At 73.6% G+C, this 17434-nt stretch carries 21 protein-coding genes; 13 read left to right on the plus strand and 8 right to left on the minus strand.

All coding sequences use genetic code 11. From position 1 onward, the window contains the following. Nucleotides 1–149: 149 nt before the first annotated feature. The 7 genes from ACN6LD_RS18520 to ACN6LD_RS18550 all read left to right on the plus strand — a co-directional run bounded on the left by ACN6LD_RS18520 (nt 150) and on the right by ACN6LD_RS18550 (nt 3839). Entirely contained in the window at nt 150–341 is a 192-nt protein-coding gene (locus ACN6LD_RS18520) for a hypothetical protein (protein WP_445043764.1), read from the plus strand. A 110-nt stretch (nt 342–451) separates the two neighbouring features. Further along, on the plus strand, nt 452–901 hold the full coding sequence (locus tag ACN6LD_RS18525; RefSeq protein ID WP_319193159.1) for a DoxX family membrane protein: 450 nt from the start codon (nt 452–454) through the stop codon (nt 899–901). Beyond that, nucleotides 901–1350: a Zn-ribbon domain-containing OB-fold protein gene (locus ACN6LD_RS18530; RefSeq protein ID WP_445043765.1), complete on the plus strand. Its 450-nt coding sequence runs from the start codon at nt 901–903 to the stop codon at nt 1348–1350. Before ACN6LD_RS18525 ends, ACN6LD_RS18530 begins: the two co-directional genes overlap by 1 nt. Nucleotides 1351–1354: 4 nt before the next feature. After that, nucleotides 1355–2014 (plus strand): GNAT family N-acetyltransferase, encoded by a 660-nt coding sequence (locus ACN6LD_RS18535; RefSeq protein ID WP_445043766.1) that lies wholly within the window; start codon nt 1355–1357, stop codon nt 2012–2014. 51 nt (nt 2015–2065) lie between these two features. After that, a complete protein-coding gene (locus ACN6LD_RS18540) occupies nt 2066–2923 on the plus strand; it encodes a GNAT family N-acetyltransferase (protein WP_319193162.1) in 858 nt (285 codons plus the stop codon). Between the two features lie 92 nt (nt 2924–3015). Then, the gene (locus ACN6LD_RS18545) at nt 3016–3495 is read left to right on the plus strand and encodes a hypothetical protein (RefSeq protein WP_319193163.1); all 480 of its coding nucleotides are present in this window, start codon (nt 3016–3018) and stop codon (nt 3493–3495) included. Next, nucleotides 3492–3839, plus strand: coding sequence for a hypothetical protein (locus ACN6LD_RS18550; protein ID WP_445043767.1), 348 nt, complete (start codon nt 3492–3494; stop codon nt 3837–3839). Before ACN6LD_RS18545 ends, ACN6LD_RS18550 begins: the two co-directional genes overlap by 4 nt. A gap of 16 nt (nt 3840–3855) precedes the next feature. Here ACN6LD_RS18550 and ACN6LD_RS18555 read toward each other — a convergent pair whose 3' ends face one another. From ACN6LD_RS18555 to ACN6LD_RS18565, 3 genes are all read right to left on the minus strand, one after another. Further along, nucleotides 3856–4521: a pyridoxine/pyridoxamine 5'-phosphate oxidase gene (locus ACN6LD_RS18555; protein ID WP_445043768.1), complete on the minus strand. Its 666-nt coding sequence runs from the start codon at nt 4519–4521 to the stop codon at nt 3856–3858. A gap of 15 nt (nt 4522–4536) precedes the next feature. Beyond that, on the minus strand, nt 4537–5520 hold the full coding sequence (locus tag ACN6LD_RS18560) for an expansin EXLX1 family cellulose-binding protein (RefSeq protein ID WP_319193166.1): 984 nt from the start codon (nt 5518–5520) through the stop codon (nt 4537–4539). Nucleotides 5521–5755: 235 nt separating this feature from the next. Beyond that, entirely contained in the window at nt 5756–6928 is a 1173-nt protein-coding gene (locus ACN6LD_RS18565) for a thiolase C-terminal domain-containing protein (protein WP_319193168.1), read from the minus strand. A 79-nt stretch (nt 6929–7007) separates the two neighbouring features. Here ACN6LD_RS18565 and ACN6LD_RS18570 point away from each other — a divergent pair, with 79 nt between their 5' ends. Next, a complete protein-coding gene (locus tag ACN6LD_RS18570) occupies nt 7008–8225 on the plus strand; it encodes an acyl-CoA dehydrogenase family protein (protein ID WP_445043769.1) in 1218 nt (405 codons plus the stop codon). Further along, nucleotides 8222–8701: a nitroreductase family deazaflavin-dependent oxidoreductase gene (locus tag ACN6LD_RS18575; protein ID WP_445043770.1), complete on the plus strand. Its 480-nt coding sequence runs from the start codon at nt 8222–8224 to the stop codon at nt 8699–8701. Before ACN6LD_RS18570 ends, ACN6LD_RS18575 begins: the two co-directional genes overlap by 4 nt. 147 nt (nt 8702–8848) lie before the next feature. Here the strand turns inward: ACN6LD_RS18575 and ACN6LD_RS18580 are convergent, their stop codons facing one another. After that, nucleotides 8849–9469: a LysE family translocator gene (locus tag ACN6LD_RS18580; protein WP_445043771.1), complete on the minus strand. Its 621-nt coding sequence runs from the start codon at nt 9467–9469 to the stop codon at nt 8849–8851. Nucleotides 9470–9551: 82 nt separating this feature from the next. On the opposite strand from ACN6LD_RS18580, the gene ACN6LD_RS18585 reads away from it, so the two are divergent. Beyond that, nucleotides 9552–10004: an Lrp/AsnC family transcriptional regulator gene (locus ACN6LD_RS18585; protein ID WP_057578957.1), complete on the plus strand. Its 453-nt coding sequence runs from the start codon at nt 9552–9554 to the stop codon at nt 10002–10004. A 132-nt stretch (nt 10005–10136) separates the two neighbouring features. Here ACN6LD_RS18585 and ACN6LD_RS18590 read toward each other — a convergent pair whose 3' ends face one another. After that, nucleotides 10137–10772: a TetR family transcriptional regulator gene (locus ACN6LD_RS18590; protein ID WP_057578955.1), complete on the minus strand. Its 636-nt coding sequence runs from the start codon at nt 10770–10772 to the stop codon at nt 10137–10139. A gap of 134 nt (nt 10773–10906) precedes the next feature. Between ACN6LD_RS18590 and ACN6LD_RS18595 the strand changes: the two genes are divergently transcribed. The 3 genes from ACN6LD_RS18595 (at nt 10907) to ACN6LD_RS18605 (ending at nt 15065) form a co-directional block, all read left to right on the plus strand. Continuing rightward, nucleotides 10907–11629 (plus strand): VOC family protein, encoded by a 723-nt coding sequence (locus ACN6LD_RS18595; RefSeq protein ID WP_319193176.1) that lies wholly within the window; start codon nt 10907–10909, stop codon nt 11627–11629. Between the two features lie 177 nt (nt 11630–11806). After that, nucleotides 11807–14179 carry an outer membrane protein assembly factor BamB family protein gene (locus ACN6LD_RS18600; protein ID WP_445043772.1) on the plus strand — a complete coding sequence of 791 codons (2373 nt, stop codon included), beginning with the start codon at nt 11807–11809 and terminating at the stop codon, nt 14177–14179. Between the two features lie 334 nt (nt 14180–14513). Then, a complete protein-coding gene (locus ACN6LD_RS18605; protein ID WP_445043773.1) occupies nt 14514–15065 on the plus strand; it encodes a hypothetical protein in 552 nt (183 codons plus the stop codon). Nucleotides 15066–15071: 6 nt separating this feature from the next. Here ACN6LD_RS18605 and ACN6LD_RS18610 read toward each other — a convergent pair whose 3' ends face one another. Genes ACN6LD_RS18610 through ACN6LD_RS18620 form a run of 3 tightly spaced genes read right to left on the minus strand, consistent with a single transcriptional unit; the run spans nt 15072 to nt 17424 of the window. Beyond that, the gene (locus tag ACN6LD_RS18610) at nt 15072–15842 is read right to left on the minus strand and encodes an enoyl-CoA hydratase/isomerase family protein (protein WP_445043774.1); all 771 of its coding nucleotides are present in this window, start codon (nt 15840–15842) and stop codon (nt 15072–15074) included. Continuing rightward, the gene (locus ACN6LD_RS18615) at nt 15839–16255 is read right to left on the minus strand and encodes a Zn-ribbon domain-containing OB-fold protein (protein ID WP_445043775.1); all 417 of its coding nucleotides are present in this window, start codon (nt 16253–16255) and stop codon (nt 15839–15841) included. Before ACN6LD_RS18615 ends, ACN6LD_RS18610 begins: the two co-directional genes overlap by 4 nt. Before the next feature lie 23 nt (nt 16256–16278). Next, entirely contained in the window at nt 16279–17424 is a 1146-nt protein-coding gene (locus tag ACN6LD_RS18620; RefSeq protein ID WP_319190957.1) for a lipid-transfer protein, read from the minus strand. Between the last annotated feature and the right edge of the window lie 10 nt (nt 17425–17434).

Genomic DNA, 17434 nt, shown 5'->3' on the forward strand with positions numbered 1-17434 from the left:
CAGCTCCCACGGGCCCGAGTTCCTCCATACGGAAACCCAGTTGGCGAAGTACCGTGCCCACCTGGACTGGATGGAGCGCATCGCTCTTTCGCCCTCGGCGTCGCGCGAACTCATCCGCACCATCGCCAACGATCTGTGAGGAGAACCCGATGAGCGAGATCACCTGGGATGAGCCGTTCTGCGGTGAGGGAAACTCCTGCTTCCGCCTCGGCACCGACCCCGACGGCAACGCCTACATCGCCATAGCCGGCGCCGAGGAAGCCTACGTCGTCGATTCCCGTGAGGCGCTCCGGACGATGATCCGCGACATCAAGGCGGGGAAGGCCGATCACCTGCTCTGAGGCGGCTCCCCGTCCCGCCGGATGTAGTGGCCTGCGCGTGGGCGATGTCCGGGACCTCGCGGTTTCCCGTGGGGTTCCCGGGCGGTGCTATCTGACGTACCGTCAGATTCATGGATGCTATCTGGCTCGGCGGGGCCGAGTGGCTGGCGGTGCTGCGGATCGGGCTCGGGCTGTGGTGGCTGGAGAGCTGGCGGCACAAGGACAAGAAGGCCTGGTTCGAGAGCGGCGCCGGCATCGGCTGGGCGGCGGACGTGGCGGCGAAGCACCGCTGGAACGCCGTCCGCTCCGGGTTCGCCGTCGTGGTGCAGCCGCGCCCGCGCGTCATGGCGTACGTCGTGGTCTACGCGGAGCTGGCGCTCGGCCTCGGTCTGATCCTCGGCTTCCTCACCCCGGTCGCCCTGGCCGCGGGCCTGCTGCTCAACCTCGTCTACCTCGTCCTGATGATCCACGACTGGGCCGAGCAGGGGCAGAACTCGATGATGGCGCTGATCTCCGCGGTGGGACTGGGCGGGATGGCCTGGCAGACGTGGTCCCTGGACAGCGCGCTGGGGTGGTTCTGATGGGCACGCCGGCCCGGTTCGACCTGCCGGAGGCCGACGCCTTCACCCGTACGTACTGGGACGCCGCCGCCGAGGGCAGGCTGCTGATCCGGCGGTGCGGCGCCTGCGCGCGGGCCCACCACTACCCCCGGGAGTTCTGCCCGCACTGCTGGAGCGAGGACGTCACCTGGGAGGACGCCAGCGGCCTGGCCACCCTCTACACCTGGTCCGTCGTCCACCGCAACGACCTGCCGCCCTTCGGCGGGCGCACGCCGTACGTCGCGGCGATGGTCGATCTCGCCGAGGGTCCGCGCATGTCGACGGAGCTGGTGGGCGGAGCCGAGCCGCGCGCGGGCATGGCGCTGACGGTGGTCTTCCGGGACGGGGCGCCGGTGTTCCGGGCGGTGTCCGAAGGGGGGCGCCCGCGACTTGAAGGGCCGCTCGCGCCGGGCCGGACGGGTGTTCAATGATCGGATGACCGATATCCGTGAGCCCTCCCCGTCTCCCGTGACGTCCGCCGCGTCGCCCGAGCCCTCCCCGTCGTCCCCGTCGACCGCGCTGCCGGCGGCGCCCGTCCTCGACGGGCACGGGCTCCGGCTCCGGGTGTGGGACCCGGAGTCCGCCGCCGACGTGGACGCCTGGCTGCGCGGGCTCACCGACCCGGACTTTCTGCGCTGGAACACGCCGCTGCGAACGGTGTCGGACGCCGCGAGCGCACGGGCGTCCCTGGAGAGCAAGACGGCGGACGCCGCGGCCGGACGCGCGATGACGTTCTGCGTCACGGACGCGGCCGACGGGGCGGTCCTCGGACAGGTCGGCGTCAGCGCGATCGAACGCGTGCCGAGCTTCGCCAGGGTCGGCTACTGGGTCCTGCCGGAGGCGCGGGGCCGGCACGTCGCCACCCGCTCGCTGCTGCTCGCCACCCGGTGGGCGTTCGCCGAGATCGGTCTGCACCGGCTGGAGCTGGGCCACGCCCTCGGCCACGACGCCTCCTGCCGGATCGCCGAGCGCTGCGGATTCCGGTACGAGGGAACGCTGCGCGGGGCGATGTGGGAGGCCGGCCGCACGGACGCCTTCCGGGACGTCCACGCGCACGGCCGGCTGACGACCGACCCCGAGCCGGAGTCCCCCTGACGGCGCGGTAATTGGCAGGCGGGGAACGGCCTTCGCGCGTCACGATGGGCCATGCGCCCTGACGACTGGCACCTCACCCACGACCTCGACGCGTTCCTCGAGCACGCCGGCGAGTTCCTTCGCTCCCGCCCCGCACTGCACACGGTCCCGCTGACCGTCGTCGACAGCCTGCGCCGCAGGGGCCCGCACGTGTACGGCACGGAAGACCCCCTCTTCGGCGCGCTCGACGAGGGCGACGGCGTCACGGGGGTGTTCTTCCGCACGCCCCCGCACCGGCTCAGCCTCACCTCCCTGACCGAGGAGGGGGCCGCAGCCCTCGTCGAGCGGCTGGCCGCCGACGGGCACCGCTTCCCCGGGGTGTCCGCGGACCGCGACACCGCCGCCCTCTTCGCGGCGGCCTGGGGACGGAGGATTGGCGTCGAGTCGCGACCGGTCGAGCGGCAACGCCTCTACCGGCTGGGTGAGTTGACCTCCCCCGGACCGGTTCCGGAAGGCCGCGCGCGGGTCGCCGTCGCGGCCGACCGCGAACTGCTGATCCGCTGGCACGACGCCTTCCTGGAGGACACGGGCGCGCACACCGGCCAGGACGCCGGCGCCTGGGCCGACTCCCGGATCGCCTACGGCGGGATCACCCTCTGGGAGACGCCCGACGGCGCCCCCGTCGCCATGTCCGGCGTCACCCCGGAAGTGGCCGGCCAGGTGCGGGTCGCCCCCGTCTACACCCCGCCCGCACTGCGCGGCCGCGGCTACGCGGGCGCGGCGACCGTCGAGGTGAGCCGCGCGGCGCAGGCCTCCGGCGCGGCGGAGATCCTTCTTTTCACCGACCTCGCCAACCCGACGAGCAACGGCCTCTACCAGCGCATCGGCTACCGCGAGGTGGCGGACTTCGCGGTGTACGCGTTCGGGTAGGGGACGTGGGCGACTCGCGTTCCCTCCTCCGTTCGGGTGGAGGGGGAGGCGGTTCATGGCGGGGGCAGGACTTTCGAAGTACTTTCGAAGACATGGCCACCGAAAACGCCGCCGTGAACTTCTCCGAACTGGTCAACAAGAACAAGCAGACCCTCGCCCGACTCAAGGAGTCGCCCCGCCTCCTGCTGCATCGCAGGGACGGGGAGGATCTCGTTCTCACCACCGCCACCCGGGCCGAGCAGGACCAGACCGTGGTGTCGGCCGCCACGCGGATGCTGGCCGCGTTGGCCCGTCGGGAGCCCGGCAGCATGGAACTCCTTCTCGGGATACTGCCGGACGCCTTCCCCTGGATCCGCTTCCTGCCCGAGGCCGACGTGCACGCGTTCGCCGTCGAACTGGTCGACACCATGCGGGCCGCGGACTCCGTGCGCAACAGCGCCTCCGTCGCGCAACTGCTCGTCGCCTGGGAGCACACGGCCGAGGTCCACTCGGACCCGGAACTGCTGGCCGCGCTGACCAGGAACCACATGGAGGACTACGGCCCTGCCACGGATCCGCGGGAGGGCCTTTGAGCGCGGGCCGTGGAGACCGCGTCGCACCGCCGGCGCCTGACGGCCACTGGGAGGTCCGTTTCGCCGACGCGGCCTCGGCGAAGGGCTGGGAGAACCTGGCGCAGCAGGCGCGTGAGAACACCTTTCGCGCCTGGACCGTCATGCGCACCGAACCCGCACCGGCCGCCGAGACACCTCGGCACCACCGTCTCAAGGGCAGTCTGGCGCACGGGACCCATCGCGGACGGACCTGCCAGCAGTGGCAGATCGAGGTGACCGGGGCCGGACGCGTCTGGTACCTCCTCGACACCTGCTGGATCACTTTCGCCGGGACCGGGCACCCGCGTGCCACCGAACGATCCTGAGGGCGGCCTCAGGGCCTCAGGGCCACAGGCGGTCGGTGGACCAGGTCCCCGCCGTGCGGCGGTAGCGCAGGCGGGTGTGGCGGCGGGCGGGGTCGCCCTGGAAGAACTCCGCCTCGTCCGGGCGCAGCCGGTACAGCGTCCAGGTCGGGGACTTGGCCGTCGGGTGCTGCCGGGCGTGCTCCCAGGCGGCCTCCGACGCCGCCGCCAGTTCCTCCGCCGAGGTCAGGACGTCGCTCTGCCGTCCGGTCAGGGCGGCGGCCAGCGCGCCCGTCGAGCGGGCGTGCAGATCGGCCTGGGCCTCCTCGGAGGGGGCGGACGTGACCGGGCCGCGGACCCTGACCTGGCGGCCCAGGACCGGCCAGTAGAAGGTCAGGGCCGCGTACGGGCGGGCGGCGAGCTGACGTCCCTTGCTGCTGGTGGCGTGGGTGGCGAAGGACCAGCCGGCCGCGTCCGCGCCGTGCAGCATGACGATCCGGGCGTCGGGCAGGCCCTCCGCGTCCGACGTCGACAACGTCATCGTGTGCGGTTCCCGCTCGCCCGCCGCGACCGCCTGCGCGAACCACCGCGTGAAGAGGGACAGCGGGTCGTCGGGGGCCGACGACGCGTCGAACGGCGGCAGTTCCGTCACCTCCGGGTCCCACACCCGCAGCGTCCTCAGCAGTTCATGAAGGTCCTTGGCCATGCACCGAGTATCCGGTCAGTGGCGGGCGAACTGGACCCGGGTCGACTGCACAGCCTCCGGCCGGACGGCGATCCCCTCGACGGTCAGCCGCTCCCCGTAGATGTCGGTGAGCCGGATCGCGCCGCCGCAGCCGGCGCCGTGCTCGGAGAGGAAGTAGTTGTAGTCGGTGCGCGCCAGCCGGATCCAGGAGCCGCCGCTGCGGACCTCGAGCCGGGCCAGCGGGTTGCGGTGGCCGATCGCCTGGACGCCGCACCAGTACTGACTGGAGCCGGTCTTGTAGCGGATCGAGACGGTGTCCGACGTGGCCGGGCTCAGCAGGCTCCACGTGATCGGGATGCGGCCCGTCGGGAGGGGGGCGAGCTTGGCGAAGGCCTGCCGGCTGAGGTCGAGCTGACCGGGAGCGCAGGGCGCCGGGCACTCGTTGGTGATCCGGACCGTGATGGACGCCCCGCCCGCCGTGCGGACGGCCACATACGCGCCGCACGCCTTCGACGTCTCGTAGTCGGCGGTGTTCATCGCCGCGGTCATCACGTCGGAGGTCGGGCCGAAGGAGCAGGCGCCGCCGCCGTCGCCTGCGTCGTAGGCGGTGGCGACGCCGTCATAGGCGGCGCCGGGCCGGATCCGTCCGGCGAGCGGTCCCGCGCCGGAGGCCGCCCGGGGGGCGGGAGCGGCGGCCTCGGCCGAAGGCCGCGCGGACCGGGCGGCCGCGGGGGTCTTCGACCCGCCGGCGGTCGGGCTCGGGCTCGGGCTCGCGGACGTCGTGGACGGCTCGGGCGACGGGGACGTCTTCGCCGTCGTCGGCGTCGGCGACCCGCTCACCGGGGCGCCGGCGACGGGCGCGCCCGCCTCGCGCACGTCGTCGCTCCCGCCGCCGGGGCGGAAGGCCACGACCAGGGACACGACGAGTGCGACGGCGGCCACGGCCACCACGGTGACCACGGGGACGCGGACCGTGCGCCGGTCGGGGCGGCGCGAACGGCGGTGCGAGGGAGTTGCCACAGGAGAGATCCTTACGCGTTGCGGCGGAACACGTCCGGCAGACGACCCTCCCGGACATGGAGACCCCCGAACGCGAAGGCCTCCGCCCCCTCAGTGGCCACTGCCCCGCGAAAGGTTGCCGCTCCCGAAAAGATCACCGATCCCGGCGTGGCGGCCGATCCCGCGAGGCGGCCTCCGGCTTCCCGGCCTCACCGCCCGCCTTCGGCCCTGCGGCCCCCGGGCCTCGGCGCCCGTCTCACTGTCTGCCCAGCACCACTGTGCCCGAGGAGCAGAACCAGCCGCCGGTGCCGCAGGCGACGCCCAGTCGCGGCAGACCGCCGTCACGGGCGTGCACCTGGCGTGGGCCGGCCTCGCCCCGCAACTGCCGTACCGCCTCCACCAGCAGGAACAGGCCGCGCATCCCCGGGTGCTGGGCCGACAGGCCGCCTCCGTCGGTGTTGACCGGCAGGGCGCCGCCCTCGACCCGTAGCCGGCCCTTCTCCACGAACGGGCCGCCCTCGCCCTTCGCGCAGAAGCCCAGGTCCTCGAGGGTCACCAACGTCATGTAGGTGAACGCGTCGTAGATCTGGGCGAAGTCCATCTCGTCCGGACGCACCCCCGCCCGGGCGAAGGCCAGCCGGCCCGAGGTCGCCGCCGGGGAGACCGTGAAGTCCTCCCACTCGGACATCACGGCGTGCGAGACGTGCTCTCCCGTCCCCAGGATCCACACCGGCGCCGTGCGGCAGTCCCGCACGTACTCCTCGGCGGCCAGCAGCACCGCCGCGCCCCCGTCGGAGCGGACGCAGCAGTGCAGCTTGGTGAAGGGGTCCGCGATCATCGGCCCGGACTGCACCTCGTCGACCGTGACCGGCGTGCGGAACATCGCCTCCGGGTTCAGCGCCGCGTTCGCCCTCGCCTGGACGGCGACCTCCGCCAGCTGCTCGATCGTGGTGCCGTACTCGTGCATGTGACGGCGGGCGGCCATCGCGTACTTGGCGATCAGGGTGTGCCCGTAGGGCGCCTCGAACTGGAGGGGGCCGCGGGCGCCGAAGGCGAAGGCGCCGGCGCGGCGGCCCGCCCTGATGTCGGCCCGGGGCGTCGCGCCGTACGCCAGCAGGACGGCGTTCGCGTGGCCGGCGGCGATCGCGTCGGCGGCGTGCGCCGCCATCACCTCCCAGGTCGCGCCGCCGACCGAGGTGGAGTCGACCCAGGTGGGGCGCAGACCGAGGTAGTCGGCCAGCTCGACCGGGGCGAGCGTGCCGAGGCCGGCGGAGGCGAAGCCGTCCACCGTCTCCCGCCCCAGTCCCGCGTCGGCCAGCGCCCGGCGGGCCGCCTGGGCGTGCAGGGCGTGCGGAGTCGCCTCGTCGACCCGGCCGCAGTCGGAGAGCGCGACGCCGACGACGGCCACGTTCCGGGTCCGCAACTGCATGAAGGGCCACCTTCCTCTGGGCAACTCGCTGCCGAGCTCCTAATATGACGGACCGTCAGATCCGTTGGAAGGGGCGGCCATGGACCCCGGCTTCACCGCCGAGCAGGACGAGATCCGCCGCACACTGCGCGAACTGCTCCACAAACGCTGCGGCCCCGCGGAACTCCGGGCCGCCCTCGACGCACCGGCCGGGCACGACCCCGCACTGTGGGCCGCCCTCGCCGAACAGCTCGGGCTGCCCGGCCTCGCGCTCCCCGAGAGCCACGGCGGCGTCGGCTGCCCCCGCACCGACCTCGCCCTCGCCGCCGAGGAGACCGGCCGGGCCCTCGCGCCGAGCCCGCTGCTCGCGACCTCCGTGCTCGTCGCGCCCCTGATCCTCGCCCTCGGGGCCGACGCCCAGCGGACCGGCCTGCTGCCCCGGATCGCCGACGGCACGCTCACCGCCGCACTCGCCGTGCCCGCGTCCGCTCTCGCCACGGCCCTCGCGCTGACCGGGCCGGGCAGCGGCGACTGGTCCGGCGGCGGGCGGGCGGGCGGCGTGCAGGCCCGCCGGTCAGGGGACGGCTGGCGGCTGTACGGGGAGGCCGCGCAGGTGCTCGACGGGCACAGCGCCGGCCTGTTGCTCGTCGCCGCGCACACCGGGGGCTTCGTACGGTCGCGGACCCTGCTGTTCCTGGTTCCCGGGGACGCCGCCGGCGTCGTACGGACGCGGCAGACCGCCCTCGACGCCACCCGGCCGCAGGCGCGGGTGCAACTGAGGGACGTGGCAGCCGAGTTGCTGGGGACGGAGGAGGCCGACGTGCCCAGGGCGCTCGCCGACGCGGGAGACTTCGCCGCCGCCTTCCTCGCCTGCGAGGCCGTCGGGACGGCCGGACGGGCGCTGGAGCGGACCGTCGAGTACCTCGGGCAGCGGGAGCAGTTCGGGCGTCCGATCGGCTCCTTCCAGGCCGTGCAGCACCGACTCGCCGACGTGTACGTGCAGGTCCAGGCGGCCCGCTCCGCCGCGTACTACGCCGCCTGGGCGGCAGGCGGGGACGGCGGCGGCGACGGGCACGGGGCCGGCCCGCAGGAGCGGGTCGGCGGGCTCGCGCTCGCCCAGGCGCTGGAGGCGCTGCGCCGGGCCGCCGCCGAGGGCGTCCAGCTCCACGGCGGCATCGGTTTCACCTGGGAGCACCAGGCGCACCTGTACTTCAAGCGGGCCGCCGGGGACGAGCTGCTGTTCGGGCCCGTGCACCGGCTGCGCGCCCACGCGGCGGATCGGGCCGGACTGTTCGCACAGACGGAGGTGACCGTGTGATCGGCGTCAGAGCGGTGCAGAAGGTGTCCTCGACACGGGCCTTCGCGAAGGTGGCCCCGCACGTCATCCCCGCCCTCGACCGGGCCGTGCACCGCCTCACCCGGGGAAAGGTGCTGCTCAGCGCCCAGTTGCTGCCGGGCGTGATCCTGACGGCCACCGGCGCGCGGAGCGGACTGCCGCGGCGGACGCCGCTCGCCTGCATGCCCGAGGACGGCGGCGGGAGCTGGATTCTGGTCGGCTCCAACTTCGGCCGCACCGGGCATCCGGCCTGGACCGCCAACCTGCTCGCCCGTCCCGACGCCGAGATCAGCTGGAAGGGCACGGACATCCCGGTCACGGCCGTGCTGCTCGTGGGGGAGGAGCGGGCCGCGGTCTGGAAGACGCTGCTGACGTTCTGGCCGCCGTACGCCGCCTACCAGGAGCGGGTGGAGCGGGAGATCCGGCTGTTCCGGATCACGCCCCGGCCGTCGGCCTGATCCGCGCCGGGCCGCCGTCGGCCCGAGCCGCGCCCCGGCCGTCCTCCCGAGCCGCGCCCCGGCCGTCCTCCCGAGCCGCGCCCGGGCGGCCGGCCTGGCGGGTGGGCCGGCGGTCGTCCTGGGCCGCGTGTGGCCCGCGAGGTCGGCTCACAGTGTGGCCAGGCGCTGCAGCAGCAGGAACGCGCCGATCCCGAGCATCGCAGCCCCTGAGGTGCGGGTCACCGCGCGGGCCGCCGCCGGGCGGGCGCCCAGCAGCCTGCGGGCCAGGACGCCCACCGTGAGGTAGACGGCCGCGCAGCACGCCATGTGCAGCAGCCCGAGGAGGGTCGTCTGCGCGGCCACCGGCAGGCGTCCGGCGCCGGTGGCGAGGAACTGCGGCAGGACCGAGAGGTAGAGCAGCAGCCCCTTGGGGTTCAGGCCGCTGATCGTCGCCCCGCGCAGGAAGACCCGCGGTCCCGCCGCCGCGAGCTCCTCTCCGGCGCCCGGTGTCCCCGGCCGTCGCAGCACGCTCCAGCCCAGCCACACCAGATAGGCGGCCCCCGCCGCCGTGAGCCCGGTCAGCACCGCGGGCGAGCCCGCGACCAGGACCGCCAGGCCCGCCGCGGCCAGCGCCGTGTGCAGCGCGTAGCCGCTCACCAGCCCGCCCACCGCCGCGCCCACCGAGCGGCCGCGCAGCCCGGCGGAGATCACATACGCCCAGTCGGCGCCCGGCACGCACACCAGCAGCAGGTCCACGGCGAGGAAAGAGAGGAGGGTTCCCGAGTCCATGGTGGGGACATTAGGCGCGATGCGGCCGAAAGTGTTCCTGATGTTTTCGCGGTCTCTCGTACTGTGGGGGAAGATCTGCCTCATGGACGACGTGGACCGGAAGATTCTTGCGGAACTGCAGCAGGACGGGCGGCTGACCGTGACCGAGCTGGCCGCGCGGGTGCGGCTGAGCGTCTCGCCGTGTCACCGGCGGTTGCGGGAGCTGGAGCGGTCCGGGGCGATCAGCGGCTACCGGGCCGTGGTGGAGCCGTCCGCCGTGGGGCTGACCTTCGAGGCGCTGGTCTTCGTGTCCATGCGGCAGGAGGACCGGGACACGGTCGCCGAGTTCGAGCGGGCGGTGGGCGAGGTGGAGCACGTCCTGGACGCTCAGCGGCTGTTCGGGGAGCCGGACTACCTGCTGCGGGTGGCCACCGCCGACCTCGCGGCCTTCCAGCGGCTCTACGACGAGCGGCTCGCGACCCTGCCGGGCGTGCAGCGGCTGACGTCGACGCTGGTGATGAAGCATGTGGTGAAGGGACGGGCGCTGCCCGCCTAGGGGCTTCGTCGCGCACGTCCGGCCGGGCGCCGGCGGCCGGAGTGTGCCGCGGAGTGCGGCAGGCGGCAGCTCACCTGGGTGAACCGCCGCCCGGCAGACAGGACGTGACGTGAAGAAGCGGGGCGCGGCCGGCTACTTCGTCGGCTTCTTTCCGGTGATGCCGAGGTGCACCAACAGCGCCAGGTTCGGCTTGAGTTCAGCCTGCTTGACGCCCCATGTCTGGAAGCCCTTCTGGTGCGAGGCGACCGCCGCGAGCATCGCGACGAGCGCGCCGGCGACCGCGGCCGGGTTCACGTCCTTGTCGACCCTGCCCTTGGACTGGAGTTCGGCGACCGCGTCCGACAGGGAGTTGTTCACCGAGTTGAGGATCTTCATCCGGAGTTTGTAGAAACGCTTGTCGCCTTCGGCCGCGCCGAGGTCGACGACCCTGAGGATCGCGTCGTTCTTCCGCCAGAACTCCAGGAAGCCGTCCACGAGTTCCTGGGCCGTCTGCCAGCCCGCCTTGCCGACCCAGGAGCGCCCCTCGACCAGGGCGGTCAACTCGGCTCCCTCGGCGGCCATTTGCTCGGCGATCTCCAGGACGGCGCCCTCGACGTCGGGGAAGTACTGGTAGAACGTCGCGGGCGAAGTGCCTGCCTTCCGGGCGACATCGATGACCTTGACGTCCCGGTAGGGAGAGGAGCTGAGCATCTCGCTGAGGCAGTCGAGCAGCTTCTGCCGCGTCGCCTGCCCGCGTCGACCGGCCACGCGGCCGTCGACGGTACGCACTTGTCCTGTCATGCCGTCAGCTTACCGAGGGGTGATCGGAGCGCGATTCGGCCGACTGCAAATGGGGTGCACGGGGGTGCGGAGGCGGCTGTGCCTGGTCTGCGGCTTGCGTGAAGCGCCGTTAGTTTGGCTGCATGGCCGAAAACAGGGCATCGGTGTACGCAGAGGGCGTCCCCTGCTGGGTGGACGCGCAGCTCCCCGATGTGGACGCGGGCAAGCGGTTCTACGGTGAACTTTTCGGATGGGACTTCGAGGAGGCCTACGGCTCCTCGGTGTGGGCCCGGCTGGACGGCGCCCGGGTCGCCGGGCTCGCCCACAAGACGGACGGGCGGATGCCCACCGTCTGGACGGTCTATTTCGCCACCCCGGACGCGGAGGCGACCGCCCGCCGCATCCTGCGGGCCGGCGGCCAGGTCGTGACGGCGCCGCTCCGGGTCGACGGGGCGGGCGCGGCCGCGCTGGCCGCCGACCCCGAGGGCGCGGTCTTCGGCCTGTGGCAGGCGGCCGGCCATCCCGGCTTCGGCGTGCGGCACCGACCCGGCGCGTTCGCGTGGGCTCAGCTCTACGCCCGGGACACCGAGGCCGCCAACACCTTCTACGGGCACCTCTTCCACGAGGCGCTGTTCGGCCCGCAGGCCGAGCCCGACTTCGGGCGGGCGCCGGTCGGCGACGTCTTCCCGGAGATCATGCCGGCGCACTTCCTCGTCCACTTCGGCGTGCAGGACTGCGAGGCCGCTCTGGGCGCGGTGAGCCGGCTCGGCGGACGGGTGCAGGCGGGTCCGTTCACCGCTTCGTACGGAATCGTGGCCGTCGTCACAGACAATCAAGGGGCGTCGTTCGCGCTCCTGCAGCGTTGAGCCGTGTTTTTTGTTCGGATATGGAATGAGACACCCCGATTGCCCCCGGGTTCGCAACCGGCCGCCCGGCCAGGAAGAATCAGGGTGCGTGCCGCCATGGCGGTGCGGTGGTGAGACGCTGCACGGGGCCGTGCACACACGTGGGTGGCGCGGCTCGTACGGGGAGGTGGCAGGCAAGTGGTGGATCAGCTGACGCAGCACGATCCTCGGCGGATCGGGCCGTTCGAGGTGCTGGGACGGCTGGGTGCCGGCGGCATGGGGCTGGTCTATCTGGCACGTTCGGCCTCGGGCCGGCGCGTGGCGATCAAGACGGTCCGCACGGAGCTCGCCGAGGACCAGCTCTTCCGCGTGCGCTTCACGCGCGAGGTGGAGGCGGCCCGGGCGGTCTCCGGCTTCTACACGGCCGCGGTCGTCGACGCCGATCCGCGTGCCGCCGTGCCCTGGCTGGCCACCGCGTACGTGCCCGCGCCCTCCCTCGAGGAGATAGTGAACGACTGCGGCCCGATGCCGGCCCAGGCGGTGCGCTGGCTGGCGGCGGGCGTCGCCGAGGCGCTCCAGTCGATCCACGGCGCGGGGCTGGTCCACCGTGACCTGAAACCGTCCAACGTGCTGGTGGTCGAGGACGGTCCCCGGGTGATCGACTTCGGCATCGCGTCCGGCGTCTCGAACACACGTCTGACGATGACGAACGTGGCCGTCGGCACCCCCGCCTACATGTCGCCCGAGCAGGCCAAGGACTCGCGGAGCGTGACCGGCGCGAGCGACGTCTTCTCGCTCGGCTCGATGCTCGTCTTCGCCGCCACCGGCCACCCGCCCTTCCACGGCGCCAACCCGGTCGAGACCGTCTTCATGCTGCTGCGCGAGGGCCCCGACCTCGAAGGCCTGCCCGACGAACTGCGCCCCCTCATCGAGTCCTGTATGCAGATGGAGGCCACGGCCCGCCCCAACCCGGCCGACCTCCAGGCCCAGCTCGCCCCCCACCTCTTCGGCTCCGGCTCGGACGACAGCGGTACGGCGTCGGCCTGGCTGCCCGAGAAGGCCGTCACTCTCATCGAGACGCGCCGCGGCGGCCGTCCCCCGGTGAAGGCCGCACCTGCGAGCCCCCGCAGCGGCGGCGGCGTCGGAATGGCCCGGCCGGTCGGCCCGCCCGTGCCGCCCCCGCCCTCCCACGACCCCGTGGTCCTCTCCCGCCCGGCGCCCGCGCCCGTCGGGGCCCCCGACACCGGACCGGTCCGGCTGGCAGGCGCGGCGGTGCCGATCGGTCCCGGTCCCCGGGTCGCCGACGTCCGCGCCACGGCCGCCGTGAAGGCGCCGGTCGCGGAGCCCGGCCTGGTCGCCGGCTGGTCCCGCCCGCGCCCCGGCGTCAACGGCGCCGACACCACCGTGCCCGCCCCGCAGAACGCGCCCGCGGAGACCCCGGCGGGCTGGCGGCCCTGGCGGTTCCGCATGTCGAACGACGTGTGGGGCACGCCGTCCGTCGCCGGGGACCTCGTCTACGTCACCTCCTTCGAGGTGCACGCCCTGGACGTGGCGACCGGCCGCCGCCGCTTCAAGACGCGCGACGTGGCCTGGTCGATGGCGGTCGCCGACGGCCGGGTGCACGCCTCCGACGGCCCCACCCTGTTCGCGCTGGACGCCCGCGAGGGCGGCGATCTGTGGCGGCTGTCGACGGACGCCTGGGTGTACTCGCTCAAGGCCGACCGGGGGACGCTGGTCACGGGCACCCGCGGCGGCGGCGTCCAGGCCTGGGAGGCGTCCAGCGGCCGCAAGCTCTGGGAGATCACCGGCTGCCAGACCGACTTCGAGTCCCCCGAGGCCGGACCTGCGCTGCACGACGGCACGGTCTACGTGTGGCAGGACGCCCGGTTCAGAGCCCTGGACGCCCGCACCGGCGAGGAGCGCTGGTCCTACCCGATCGGCGACACGGCCTCCTGCGGCGGCGTCCCGGTCCGCGTCACCCCCGCCCCCGACGGCTACGTCTACCTCTCCGCCGGCACCCGGGTGCTCGCCGTCGACGTCGCGAGCGGCATGGTGCGCTGGCACTTCGAGGCCCCGGCGGTGTTCCTCTCCGCGCCGACCTTCGTGCCCGGGCCGGCGGTCACCGGCGGCGGCGTCTACCTCGCCGACTATCTGGGCACGGTGTACGCGATCGACGCCGCCGACGGCCGCGACCGCTGGCGCATCGCCACCGAGGCCCGGTCCTCCGTCGACCCCGTGCTGGTGGCCGCCGGCCATGTCCACGTCGGCAGCGGCAAGGGCCTCTACACCCTGGACGCGGTGACGGGAACGCCCAAGTGGCGCTTCCAGGCGGGCGGCGACATCGTGGGCGCCCCCGCGGTCGCCGAGGGCCGTATCCACTTCGGCTCCACCGACCACCTGCTGTACACCCTGAAGGCCGACGACGGGCGGCTGCGCTGGAAGCTGGCGACCGGCGGCGAGATCACCGGTTCCCCGGTGGTCCGCGACGGCGTCGTGTACGCGTGCAGCAAGGACCGCTGCGTGTACGCGCTGGACGCCGAGAAGGGCACCGGCACGGCCCGCACGGCCTGACCGCGGTGACCCGGCCGACCGACCCGCCCCGGCCGACCGACCCGCCCCGGCCGACCGACCCGCCCCGGCCGACCGACCCGCCCCGGCCGACCGACCTGACCCGGGTGGCCGACCCGACCCGGCTGACCGGTTCGACGCGGCCTACGGGTCCGACCCGGCCCCGGCCCGCACGTCCGGGACGGCCGTCGTGCCGGGGGTACGAAAGGGGTCCGGACGGCGGCCGTCGCTGCGGGGAGCGGCCCGCCGGTCGCTCTCACCCCGGACGCTACGCCGGAGACCGGCCGGTCGCCATGCGGTGACATGGCCGTGACAGGGTCCTCCTAGGCTGGCGGGCATGGATCGACGGGGGCGCACACTCAGGTTCACAGGGGTCGCGGTGCTGGTGGTGCTGGCGCTGACCGGCTTCTCCACCAGCCGGGGACACGGGCACAGCAGCGGTCACGGCAGCGGTCACGGCAGCGGCGGCGGATGCAGCAGCTCCAGCCAGGACCACGACAGTTCGTCCTCGACGTCGAGCGGCGGCACGTCGGGCTCGCGGTACCACGACTACGACGATGACGACGACTACACGGGCGGCACGTCCGGCGGCTCCGGCTCCTCGAGCCCGTCCACGACGCTGCACGAGGCCACCGTGAAGCTGCTGAGCTGCGCCTCGCCGAGCCGGCCCTACGCCACGGTCGAGATGACCAACCCGCGCGCGACAGGTGCCCGCTTCACCGTGACGGTCGTCTTCTTCGACGCCGATTCCGCACGGCTGGAGAGGCAGAGCGCGCAGCAGTACGTGGCGGGCTACGAAACGACGACGGTACGGGTGGACCTGTCCGGCGCCGGCACAGCCGCCCGGGTCCACCACTGCATCCCGGATCCGTACGCACCGGCCACGTGACGCCGCTCACCGCACCCGGAACCCGCCCCGCCGGCCGGCGAACAGCTCCGCCTGCCGTCCGGCGGGCAGGTTGCCCAGCGCGATGAGGTGCGGGGCCTGCGCGAACGCCGTCGCGCGGGCCGCCTCCCTCGCCGACCACAGCGCCCGCACGGTGCCCTGGACGCCGCCCGGCGGATACCCGGCGACGACCGCGGCGCAGGCCACGGCGGCCGGCAGCGCACCTCCCGCCTCGGTGAGTTCGGAGACCAGGCCGACCTCGTACGCGCGCCGGGCGGAGATCCGTTCCGCGTTGCCCATCAGCATCATCCGGGCCACCTCCCCGTACGGCATCCGCTGTGCGAGCAGCGCCGACTCGTACGCGCTGACCATCCCGTAGGTGGTGTGCGGGTCGAAGAACGCGGCGTCGGCGCCCGCGACGACGAACTCGCACTCCCCGAGCAGGTAGTAGGCGCCCCCGCAGGTCATCCCCTCGACCGCGGCGACGACCGGTTTCCACAGGTCGTTCGCCTTGGGGCCGACGGTGAGCAGGGGATCGTCCTGCATGAAGGGCGAGCCGGGCTGCGGCACCACGGCGTCCCGGTCGATCCCGGTGGAGAACGCCCGGCCGCCCGCACCGGTGAGGACGACGGCCCGCACGGAGTCGTCGAAGCGCAGCGCGCGCCAGATCCGCCGGAACGCGTCGGCCGTCTCGAGATCGACGGCGTTGAGTCGCTCCGGCCGGTCGAGGGTGACGACGGCGACCGCGGTCTTCTCGTCGACGTCCAGACGCACGCTCACGGGCGCTCCAGGACCCACTGCACAAGCCCGTCCGCGGCGAAGACGGCCTGCACCCGGGCGCCGATGCGCACTCGGTCCGGCCGGACGGAGCCGAGGGCCGCCCCGGGCTCGCTCACCAGGTTGCCGACCAGCCGGATCCGTGGCGCCTCGGCCAGTTCGACGAGGAGCACGACGTAGGGGGCGTGTGCGGCGTAGTCGGGCAGCAGGGGCGGGTGCGGGACGACGTAGGACCAGATCCGCCCGCGTCCGGAGGTCTCCCGCCACTCGCTCGCGAACGAGCGGCAGTGCGGACAGCAGGGGCGGGGCGGGAAGCGGGGCTCGCCGCAGTCGGCGCAGGTCTGGACCCGCAGTTCGCCTCGGGCGGCGTACTCCCAGAACGGGGCGCCGTCGGCGTCGGGAACGGGGGTGAGCATCGTGGGTCGCCTCCTCGGCGCGTTCAGTTGCGGAGCAGCAGGGCGGACGTGGGGACGCCTTCGCCGGCGGTGACGAGACAGGTGGCGGCGCCGGGGACCTGGGAGGTGCTGGTCCCGCGCAGCTGCTTGACGCCTTCGTTGATGAGGTTGAAGCCGTGGACGTAGGCCTCGCTGAGTCCGCCGCCGCCGGTGTTCAGGGGCAGCCGTCCGCCGGTCTCCAAGGCGCCGCCCTCGGTGAACGCGCCGCCCTCGCCCCGGCCGCAGAACCCGTAGCCCTCCAGGGAGAGCGGGACCAGAGGGGTGAACGCGTCGTAGATCTGGGCGACGTCGACGTCGGAGGGGGTGAAGTCGGCGTGTTTCCACAGGTGTCGGGCGGCCGCCCAGGCGGGACCGGTGAGCGGGTCGTCGTTCCAGTAGTTGACCATGCCGTGGTGCTGGGCGGGCAGGCCCTGGGCGGCGGAGTGGACGTAGACCGGTGTGCGACGGCAGTCCCGCGCACGTTCCCGGCCGACGATCACGCAGGCCAGCGCGCCGTCGGTCTCCAGGCAGTTGTCGTAGAGGCAGAGCGGTTCGCTGATCCACCGGGAGGTCATGTACATCTCGCGGGTGAGCGGCCGGTCGTACATGATCGCGGCCGGGTTCCGGTTGGCCCGGTTGCGGCAGGCGAGCGCGACGTTGAAGAGGTGGTCGCGGGTGGCGCCGTACTCGTGCAGATAGCGGCGGGCCAGCATGGCTATCTCGTCGGCCGGCCGCAGCAGGCCGAAGGGGCGCGTCCACTGGGCCGGGGTGGGCAGTTGGACGGATGTGTTGGTCCACGGGCGCGGCCCGCTGCCCCGCTTGCGCGAGCGCCAGGCGACGCCCACGGTGGCCTGTCCGGCGGCGATGGCGCCGGCGAGGTGCGCGACGGTGGCGCAGGAACCGCCGCCGCCGAAGCCGACCTTGCTGAAGTAGGTCAGGTCCCCGAAGCCGACGGCCTTCGCCAGCTCGACCTCGTCGGTCTCCTCCATGGTGTAGGAGGCGAGGGCGTCGACCTCGCCCGGGTCGATCCCGGCGTCGTCGAGGGCGGCGAGGACCGCCCGGCAGGCGAGGGCCCGCTCCGACTCGGGGAGGTGCTTGGCGAACGCGGTCTGGCCGATGCCGACGATGGCGGTGGCGTCCTTGAGGGTCACGCTGCACGCA

The organism is Streptomyces sp. SAS_272, from assembly GCF_052543235.1.